General features: G+C 60.9%; 7 protein-coding genes and 1 pseudogene. 3 read left to right on the top strand and 5 right to left on the bottom strand.

Annotation, left to right across the window (positions count from 1 at the left end; all coding sequences use genetic code 11):
• Positions 1 to 123: pseudogene (locus EOC06_RS43665) on the top strand (uracil-DNA glycosylase); the annotation flags it as partial.
• Between the two features lie 17 nt (positions 124 to 140).
• On the opposite strand, the gene EOC06_RS27350 reads toward EOC06_RS43665, so the two are convergent.
• From EOC06_RS27350 to dapA, 3 genes are read right to left on the bottom strand one after another with little or no spacing between them, the layout of a single operon-like run.
• Complete coding sequence (locus EOC06_RS27350; protein WP_368773607.1) at positions 141 to 824, bottom strand: GH25 family lysozyme; 684 nt, start codon at positions 822 to 824, stop codon at positions 141 to 143.
• A 41-nt stretch (positions 825 to 865) separates the two neighbouring features.
• Positions 866 to 1,345 carry an SsrA-binding protein SmpB gene (smpB, locus tag EOC06_RS27345; RefSeq protein WP_013532594.1) on the bottom strand — a complete coding sequence of 160 codons (480 nt, stop codon included), beginning with the start codon at positions 1,343 to 1,345 and terminating at the stop codon, positions 866 to 868.
• 25 nt (positions 1,346 to 1,370) lie between these two features.
• The gene (gene dapA / locus EOC06_RS27340) at positions 1,371 to 2,252 is read right to left on the bottom strand and encodes a 4-hydroxy-tetrahydrodipicolinate synthase (protein ID WP_127327264.1); all 882 of its coding nucleotides are present in this window, start codon (positions 2,250 to 2,252) and stop codon (positions 1,371 to 1,373) included.
• A 248-nt stretch (positions 2,253 to 2,500) separates the two neighbouring features.
• Here dapA and EOC06_RS27335 point away from each other — a divergent pair, with 248 nt between their 5' ends.
• Together EOC06_RS27335 and EOC06_RS27330 are read left to right on the top strand one after the other, a co-directional pair.
• The gene (locus tag EOC06_RS27335; protein ID WP_128309239.1) at positions 2,501 to 4,552 is read left to right on the top strand and encodes a lytic transglycosylase domain-containing protein; all 2,052 of its coding nucleotides are present in this window, start codon (positions 2,501 to 2,503) and stop codon (positions 4,550 to 4,552) included.
• A 232-nt stretch (positions 4,553 to 4,784) separates the two neighbouring features.
• On the top strand, positions 4,785 to 5,684 hold the full coding sequence (locus tag EOC06_RS27330) for an alpha/beta fold hydrolase (protein ID WP_128309238.1): 900 nt from the start codon (positions 4,785 to 4,787) through the stop codon (positions 5,682 to 5,684).
• 60 nt (positions 5,685 to 5,744) lie between these two features.
• Here the strand turns inward: EOC06_RS27330 and EOC06_RS27325 are convergent, their stop codons facing one another.
• Together EOC06_RS27325 and EOC06_RS27320 are read right to left on the bottom strand one after the other, a co-directional pair.
• Positions 5,745 to 6,839: a site-specific integrase gene (locus tag EOC06_RS27325; protein WP_128309237.1), complete on the bottom strand. Its 1,095-nt coding sequence runs from the start codon at positions 6,837 to 6,839 to the stop codon at positions 5,745 to 5,747.
• A 238-nt stretch (positions 6,840 to 7,077) separates the two neighbouring features.
• Positions 7,078 to 8,211, bottom strand: coding sequence for a porin (locus EOC06_RS27320; protein WP_128309236.1), 1,134 nt, complete (start codon positions 8,209 to 8,211; stop codon positions 7,078 to 7,080).
• Positions 8,212 to 8,228: the final 17 nt, after the last annotated feature.

Raw genomic sequence — 8,228 nt, 5'->3', positions numbered from 1 at the left:
GCCGGTGGCGTCACGCTGTTTTCGAGCTATCACTGCTCACGCTACAACACCAATACCGGCGTGCTGACCGAAGCGATGTTCGTTAGCGTTTTCAGCCAGATAGCGGAATCCTTGCAGAAATAGAGCCGGGTGCCAGCGGATCAGCTTGGCGGCGCAAACAGTGCACTCAACGCACCGGGCCCACCCTGCAGCACATTCAGGTCGACATCGCCATTGATGCCGTCAACGCGACCCCTGTTGTGGTACTGCCAGTAGACCCAGTCGTCGCGATCCGGCTCCAGGAGCAATGAGCGGAGCCAGAGCGGACGGGCAGCAATGCGCCCTGCATACGCTTCCGCTGCGTCGTCGGTCAGATAGACAATCGCAGGCTTGCCGAACGCCGCCTCGACTGGAGCGAGGAACGCGGCCAGTTCGGCGTTCAATTGTTCGGGCGTCGGCCGCTGCGGGCAGTTGCCGCCGAATTCGATATCGACCACGGGTGGCAGCAGGGACTGATCGTGCGGCACCACCGAGATGAAATTCTTCGCCTGGTCCGCACCCGGCCGGCAAAAGGTGAAAAAGTGATAGGCGCCGACGGCGAGACCGGCGGCCCGGGCCTCTTCCAGATTCCGTGCGAAAGCATCATCGACATGATCGCCGCCTTCGGTCGCTTTGATGACGGCAAAGGCGACATCGTCGGCGGCTACGCGCCGCCAATCGATCTGGCCCTGATGATGGGAGACGTCGATGCCCCTGACCGGATATTTATCGCGATCCGGCGAGAATGACCGGAAATAGAGATAGCCGCCTGCTGCAAGGAAACACAACAAGACCAGGCTGGCCAAACCAAAGAGGACAATCCGGTTCTTCAAGCGAATGGCCCCGCCTACCCACGCTCTTTTAACAGCCGGCCCTTCTCGCGCGACCAATCGCGCTGCTTCTCGGATTCGCGCTTGTCGTGCAGTTTCTTGCCGCGGCCGACAGCGAGCAGCAGCTTGGCGCGGCCCTGGTCGTTGAAATAGATTTTCAGCGGCACCAGTGTCATGCCTTCGCGGTCGACACTCTGTGACAGTTTCGCCATCTCGCGCTTGTTGAGCAGCAGCTTGCGGCGCCGGCGCGGCTCATGGTTGAAGCGGTTGGCCTGCAGATATTCCGGCAGATAGGAATTGATCAGCCAGATCTCGCCACCTTCGACCGAGGCATAGCTGTCCTGGATGTTGGCCTGGCCCTGGCGCAGCGACTTGACCTCGGTGCCGGTCAGCACCAGACCGGCCTCGACCGTGTCAAGCACCTCATAGGAAAACCGCGCCTTACGGTTTTCCGAAACGGTCTTGTTGTTGGGATCGGCTTTTCTGACTTGATTCATGATGTGGAGAGGTGGCGCCTCATCCCTAATTAATCAAGCCGGCGTGCTTCATAGCCGCATCGATCTTGTCGGCAGTCGACTGTTCGATCGTCACCAGCGGCGAGCGCAGCACGTTTTCGACCTTGCCTAGCTTCGACAGCGCATATTTGGCGCCGGAAACGCCAGGCTCGATGAAGATCGCCTTGTGCAGCGGCAGCAGGCGATCCTGCAGATCCAGCGCCCTGACGCTGTCGCCGGCAAGCGTTGCCTCCTGGAATTCGGCGCACAGCCGCGGCGCGACATTCGACGTCACCGAAATGCAGCCGACGCCGCCATGGGCGTTGAAGCCGAGCGCCGAAGCGTCCTCGCCCGAAAGCTGGATGAAATCCTTGCCGCACGTGGCGCGCTGCTCGGAGACCCTTTCGACCTTGCCGGTGGCATCCTTGACGCCGACAATGTTCTTGAAGTCGTGCACGAGCCGGCCCATCGTGTCCGGCATCATGTCGATGACCGAGCGCGGCGGGATATTGTAGATGATGATCGGCAGCTTGGTCGCCTTGGCGACCGCCGCGAAATGCTCGTAAAGACCGCGCTGTGTCGGCCTGTTGTAGTAGGGCGTGACGACGAGGGCGGCATCGGCGCCGGCCTTCTCGGCATACTGCACGAGGCCGACTGCTTCCTCGGTGTTGTTGGAGCCGGCGCCGGCGACGACCGGAACGCGGCCCTTGGCCACCTCGATACACACCTTGACGACCTGGCGGTGCTCGTCATGCGACAGCGTCGGCGACTCGCCGGTGGTGCCGACCGGCACCAGGCCCGTCGTGCCCTCTGAGAGTTGCCATTCGACGAACGCGCGAAAGGCTTTCTCGTCGAAACGCCCGCTCTTTTCGAACGGTGTCACGAGCGCAGTAAGCGAGCCTCTCAGCATGTCGTCCAACTCCTTGGCACTTCTGGTGTTTTGTGTCGGTGTTTGTGGTCGCGGCCTTCTAACCGAAAGCGAAGCGGCGCACCATAGTCTGGACATGGTTGCGCGGCAAGCATTGCCATGGTGCCAGCAAGCGCAATTCGAACGGCCTCGCTAACCCTTTGTTTACGGGCTCTTCACGACCTAAGTTTAGGCTTCGAGGCATCTTCGCCTGCTTGGGGAATGCCAGGACAAGGAAAGACTTAAGGATCATGCCGGGCGGTCGGCCTCATATTCTCGCGCTGCTTGGCGCCACGCTCGCGCTGATGCCGGGCATGGCGATCAGCGGTAGCGTGGACGTACGGGTCACCTCAGCCATTCCGATGCCAGGCGCGGCAATTGCGCTGCCCGACCTGCAGGATAGGACGCGACAGGCGCCCTTGCCTGACGTCGCCCCCCTGAAAAGCGGGCTGGATGCGTTGGCGGCGGGCGATAGTCCCCGCGCTCGTGGAGTGCGCAATGCCCTTCCGGCTCAGTCGCTCGACCAGCATATCCTTGCCTGGGCGATCGCGCTTTATGGCGGCGACAAGGTTCCGAGCGGCGATATCACTGCTGCGGCCAAGATGCTGCCCAATTGGCCGGGCACCGTCGCCCTGCGCAGGAACAGCGAGCGCGCACTCTATCGCGAGAACCCTCCCCCCGACATCGTTATCAGGGCGTTCGACGGCAGCCAGCCGCAGACATTCGAAGGCGTGATGGTTCTTGCCCGCGCCTATGTGGCGTCAGGCAATATCAAGGCGGCACGTTCGGTGCTGTCGCCCTTCTGGCGCACCGCGATCCTGGAGGCCAGGGACGAGGCGGCGCTGATCAAGGAATTCGGCAGCTTGATCCCGGCCACCGACCACCGTTTTCGCATGGAGCGCATGTTCTATGCCGACCGCGCGAATTCCGCCTTGCGCGTCGCCGGCCTGGCCGGCGCCCAGCAACTCGCCGAGGCCTGGGCGGCGGCCGACAAAGGCGACAAGAACGCGCCCAAGCTGCTGAAGGCCGTGCCGGCAATGCAACGTTCGGCCGGCTACTTCTTCGCGCAGGCCGAATATCTGCGCAAGCAGGAGGATTTTGCCGGGGCCGCCGCCATTGTGATGCAGGCGCCGACCGATCGCGACGCTCTCGTCGATCCGGATGCCTGGTGGGTCGAGCGCCGGGTGCTGTCGCGCGAACTGGTAGACCAGGGCGACATGAAGACCGCGTACAAGATCGTCGCCACACACGCCGCCGAAAGTGCCGCCAATGCGGCAGACGCCGAATTCCATGCTGGCTGGTATGCGCTGCGCGGCCTGAACGACCCAAAAACCGCGGCCAGTCATTTCGCTCGCATCGCGGACCTCGCCCAGGGGCCGATGACGCTGTCGCGTGCCTATTACTGGCTCGGCCGTGCGGCGGAAGTCGGTGGTCCGGGCAATGCAAAGGACTATTTTGCGCGCGCCGCTGCCTATGGCACGACATTCTACGGCCAGCTTGCCGCCGAACGCGTGGGCCGGCAGGCGCTGAACATCGCCTACCCCTCGCCAAGTGCAGCCGACCGGCAGAATTTTGCCGGCCGCGAGGCCGTCAGCGCCATCAAGCGGCTGCAGGAGGCGGGCTACGACCGCTATGCCGAGACGCTCTATCGCGACCTTGCCGGGCAGTTGACCAGTCCGGGCGAACTGGCGCTGCTGGCTGTCCTTGCGGAAAAGCAAGGGAACCATTTCATGGCGCTGAAAATCGGCAAGATCGCCGGGGCGCGCGGCATCGATGTCGGCGCATTGTCGCATCCGCTCGGCGTCATTCCCGATTCGGCCGACATTTCCGGCTCGGGCAAGGCCCTGGCCTATGCGATCGCCCGTCAGGAAAGCGAATTCAACATCGGCGCCGTGTCCAGCGCCGGCGCGCGCGGGCTGCTGCAGCTGATGCCGGGAACCGCAAGGCAACTGGCGAAGAAGGCCGGGCTGCAGTTTTCGCAAACACGGCTGACCACCGATGCCGGCTACAATGCGACGCTTGGCTCAGCCTTCCTCGGCGAACAGCTCGATCGCTTCAACGGCTCCTACGTGCTGACCTTCGCCGGCTACAATGCCGGCCCCAACCGAGCCAGCCAGTGGGTGGCCAGATATGGCGACCCGCGCGGCAAGGACATCGACGCGGTCGTCGACTGGATCGAGCGGATTCCCTACACGGAAACAAGGAGTTACGTTCAGCGCGTGATGGAGAATTACGAAGTCTACAAGATGCGGATTTCCGGCAAATACGACATTGTCGGGGATCTGGTGAACGGGCGGAGTTGAGGCTTTCTGTCCTTCTCCCCTTGTCGGAGAAGGTGTCGCCGAAGGCGACGGATGAGGGGGGTTCCAGGGAACGCCAACGCCTCACTTCGCTGGAACACCCCTCATCCGTCTCGGCGCTAGCGCGCCGATCCACCTTCTCCCACAAGGGGAGAAGGCAAGAGCGCCTTTCATTTGACCATCCCTGCCCTCGCCTGTAGCTGTCCAGATCGGTACAGCGAGATCGAACATTCCGATGGCAAGCGAGCAAAGATTCTCCGACTTCTTCTACAGCGCACCGGATGGGCTGAAGCTCCATGCTCGCATCTACGGTGAGGCCAATACCGGACTCTGGCCGGTTGTCTGCCTGCCTGGCCTGACCCGCAACGCCAGGGATTTTCACGAGCTGGCGCTCTATCTGTCGACGGATGCGGCAACTCCGCGCAAGGTGATCGCCTTCGACTACCGTGGGCGCGGGCAGTCAACCTATGATCCCGACGTCAAAAATTACAATGTCGGCGTGGAGGCCGGCGACATCCTGGCCGGGCTGACGGCGCTGAACATCGGAGAAGCGGCCTTCATCGGCACCTCGCGCGGCGGGCTGATCATCCATGTGCTCGGGATGATGCGGCCAGCCGTCCTGAAAGCCATTGTTTTCAACGACATCGGCCCGGTGATCGAGACGGCCGGACTTGCCCATATCCAGTCTTATCTCGAGCGCGACCCGGCACCGAAAACCCGCCCAAAGGCAATTGCCGCCCAGCGCAGCGTGCATGGCGAAGACTTCCCCGCCCTTGCCGGCGCCAATTGGGACCGGATGATATGGGCTCTCTACCGCGAAACGGATGATGGGCTGATGCCGGATTTCGATCCGAAGCTGGTGGATACCGTTGCCGGTCTCGATCTGACGCAGAAGCTGCCTGATCTATGGCCTAAATTCGAGGCGTTGGCCGCCATCCCGTTGCTCGCCATACGTGGTGCCAATTCGAGATTGCTGTCCATAGATACGCTGAAGCAGATGAGAGAGCGCCATTCCATGATGGAGACGATCACTGTCGAGGGCCAGGGCCATGCGCCATTCCTCGAGACCGGCAGCCTACCGGGCGACATAGCCGCTTTTCTCGACCAAGCCGAGCGGAAGAATATCCCGAAGTAAATCCCATGACCAAACAAGGTCACGGGATAGCTATGATAGTATAGGTGGAGATTCTTTAGCCTACTTGGCCTTTGAACTTTTCCGAGCCGCTTTCGGCGACTCCTTTGCGGCGGCGGCTGCCTCGTCCTTCTTTTTCCGCCCTGCCGTCGGCGACGAAGGCGTCGTCATAGGCGAAGAAAACATGGAGCCTTCAGCGCGATTGCCGCCCGGCTGAGTCGATCGAGGTGTTTCCAGCACGATGACACAGCCATCGAGATCGTTGGTGGCCAGATGCGCGTAGCGCATGGTCATCGACAACGTCTGGTGGCCGAGCCACATCTGCACGCGCCGGATGTCGATGCCGCCCTGGACAAGGCGCGAGGCGCAGGTATGGCGCAGTATGTGCGGCACCACCTGGTCGTCTGCGCCAAGTCCGACTTCGGCCTTCGCGTCGTTCCAGATGGCACGAAACTGTGCCTGGCTAAGCTTTGTGAACGGTCCTTTGGGCCGGCGACCCTCGGTGGGAGGCAGCTTGATGACCTCCTTGACCCGCTCGGTCATTGGAATGGTGCGGCTGCGACCGGATTTGGTGATCCAGAAACTGACGCGATGCTCCTGGATATCGTTCCAGATCAGCCCAAGCGCCTCGCCGAGACGGCATCCGGTGTCGACCAGGAAGACGGAAAGCCTGTAGGCATCCTCGCTGCGGTTCTTGATGGCGGCGAACAGGCGCGCCTCTTCGTCCCTTTCGAGGAAGCGAATCCGACCCGCCCGCTCCTTCTGGCGGCGGAACTCGGGCAGGCTGTGGATATCTCCCATCTTGTGAGCCTTGCGCAGCAGTTTGCTGAGGGCAGCCATCTTTCGATTGATGGTTGCGTTGCTGTTGCCGCGCTGGCGCAAGGTGCCGATAAGGCTGTCCAGGGTACTTTGGTCAAAGGCGCTGAAACGCTCCCCAAGGAGGATCTCGTCTATTTCGCCGATGAACGAGCTGACATTATACTTATGCCGCCCATCATCCCATAATATGTCCCGATATGCTGAAAAAAGATCTCCGACCCGATGCGACTTTACTTCTCTAATCTTGTTGTAGGTGTATCGAATCTTCGGACTTTGAGAAGAAAACATCGAAAAATGATCAGAGGACTCGCCCTCTTGAATCGCTTCGTTCGTCATCATTTGCCACACCCCCGAGTGGGATAGGTCAGCCCTACCCGCTTGGAAGCGTCCTTTCAAGAGAATTTAATCACGCGGTTGTGATTTCATCCGCCCATCAGCGGATCCCACGAAACCATTCCACGGATTTATTCAGCTACCGTTACCCCCATCCTTCTGTTTGCCTTGATCCAGTCGCGAAAACAAAAACAGCCCGGGCGTTGTGCGCCCGGGCTGGATTTCACCTGTAAGGAACCAGCCCTTAGAACGAGCGCTGGAAGCGGAGGATACCGCCGATGTTGCTTTCCTTGTCGGCGCTGGTCCAGTTGGACGCAGGGTAGCTGCCGGCATTGAGGTAGTCGACTTCGGCCGTGATCGTGAAGCCTGGAACCACATCGTAAGCGATGTTCGCCGCGATGCCGAGGTTTTCGTCTTCATCATACGACACCTGGGCGTTGAACGAGGTCTTCTCGTTGAACTTGTAGGTGCCACCGCCCCAGACTGCCCAGTTGCCGCCCCAGAGCTTGTACATGCCGCGGCCAGCAGCAGGAATAGCATAAGACCCGTCGTTGTAGTTATCGTCGGTGCCGTAGCCGCCCATGATCCACAGCGACAGTTCGTTCGAAACGTTGACGTCCAAGCGAACCTTGCCAGCGACTTCTTCGTAAGCGCTGTCATAAGCGACGACGCCGCTGATCGCACCCCAGCCCTGCGTCCACTTCACGCCGCCGACGACATGCGGAACGTAGCTGTCGATCGAGTACGGGCCGTAACCTTCTTCAAGCGAGACGACGGCCGAGAAACCGTTGCCAGCATCGAAGTAATACTGGACGACGTTGGTGTCGAAGCCGCCGTAGGGAACCAGCGTATCCTGGATGACGTTGCCGGCATAGCCGATGAACGTATCGAAGGCCGATTCGTCTTTACCGACACGGAGACCACCGAGCTGGATCCAGGCGAAGTTCAGCGAGACGCCCTTATTGTAGGCATTGCCAGAGTAGCTGCCGTCGCTAAATCTCGTGTTGCCGAAATTGAAGCGGGTTTCGGTATAGGTCTTCAACGTACCGAGCTCGGTTTCCTGGCCTGTCCAGGTCTTCAGCGTGAAGCGGGCGTTCTTCTGCCAGGTATCGTTGACTTCACCGTCTTCTTTGTCCCGGGCCCAGGCACCATCGAACGAGCCGACATCGCCAGCGCCAATGTCATAACGGACATAGCCGCCGATGCGCAGGCAGGTTTCGGTGCCGGGGATGTAGAAGTAGCCAGCGCCGTAGACGTCGCAAATCTTGACGTATTCAGCGGGTTCCGGCTCGGCGACGACGACGGCGTCGGCGGCGCGCGCACCGGAAACTGCGATCAGGGCCGCAGCGGAGCCGAGGAGAAGGCTCTTGATGTTCATTTTCTGACCTCCAGTCA

This window comes from Mesorhizobium sp. M7A.F.Ca.MR.362.00.0.0, from assembly GCF_004023175.1.
GTDB lineage: Bacteria > Pseudomonadota > Alphaproteobacteria > Rhizobiales > Rhizobiaceae > Mesorhizobium.
This window is presented reverse-complemented; position numbering and strand designations above follow the sequence as displayed.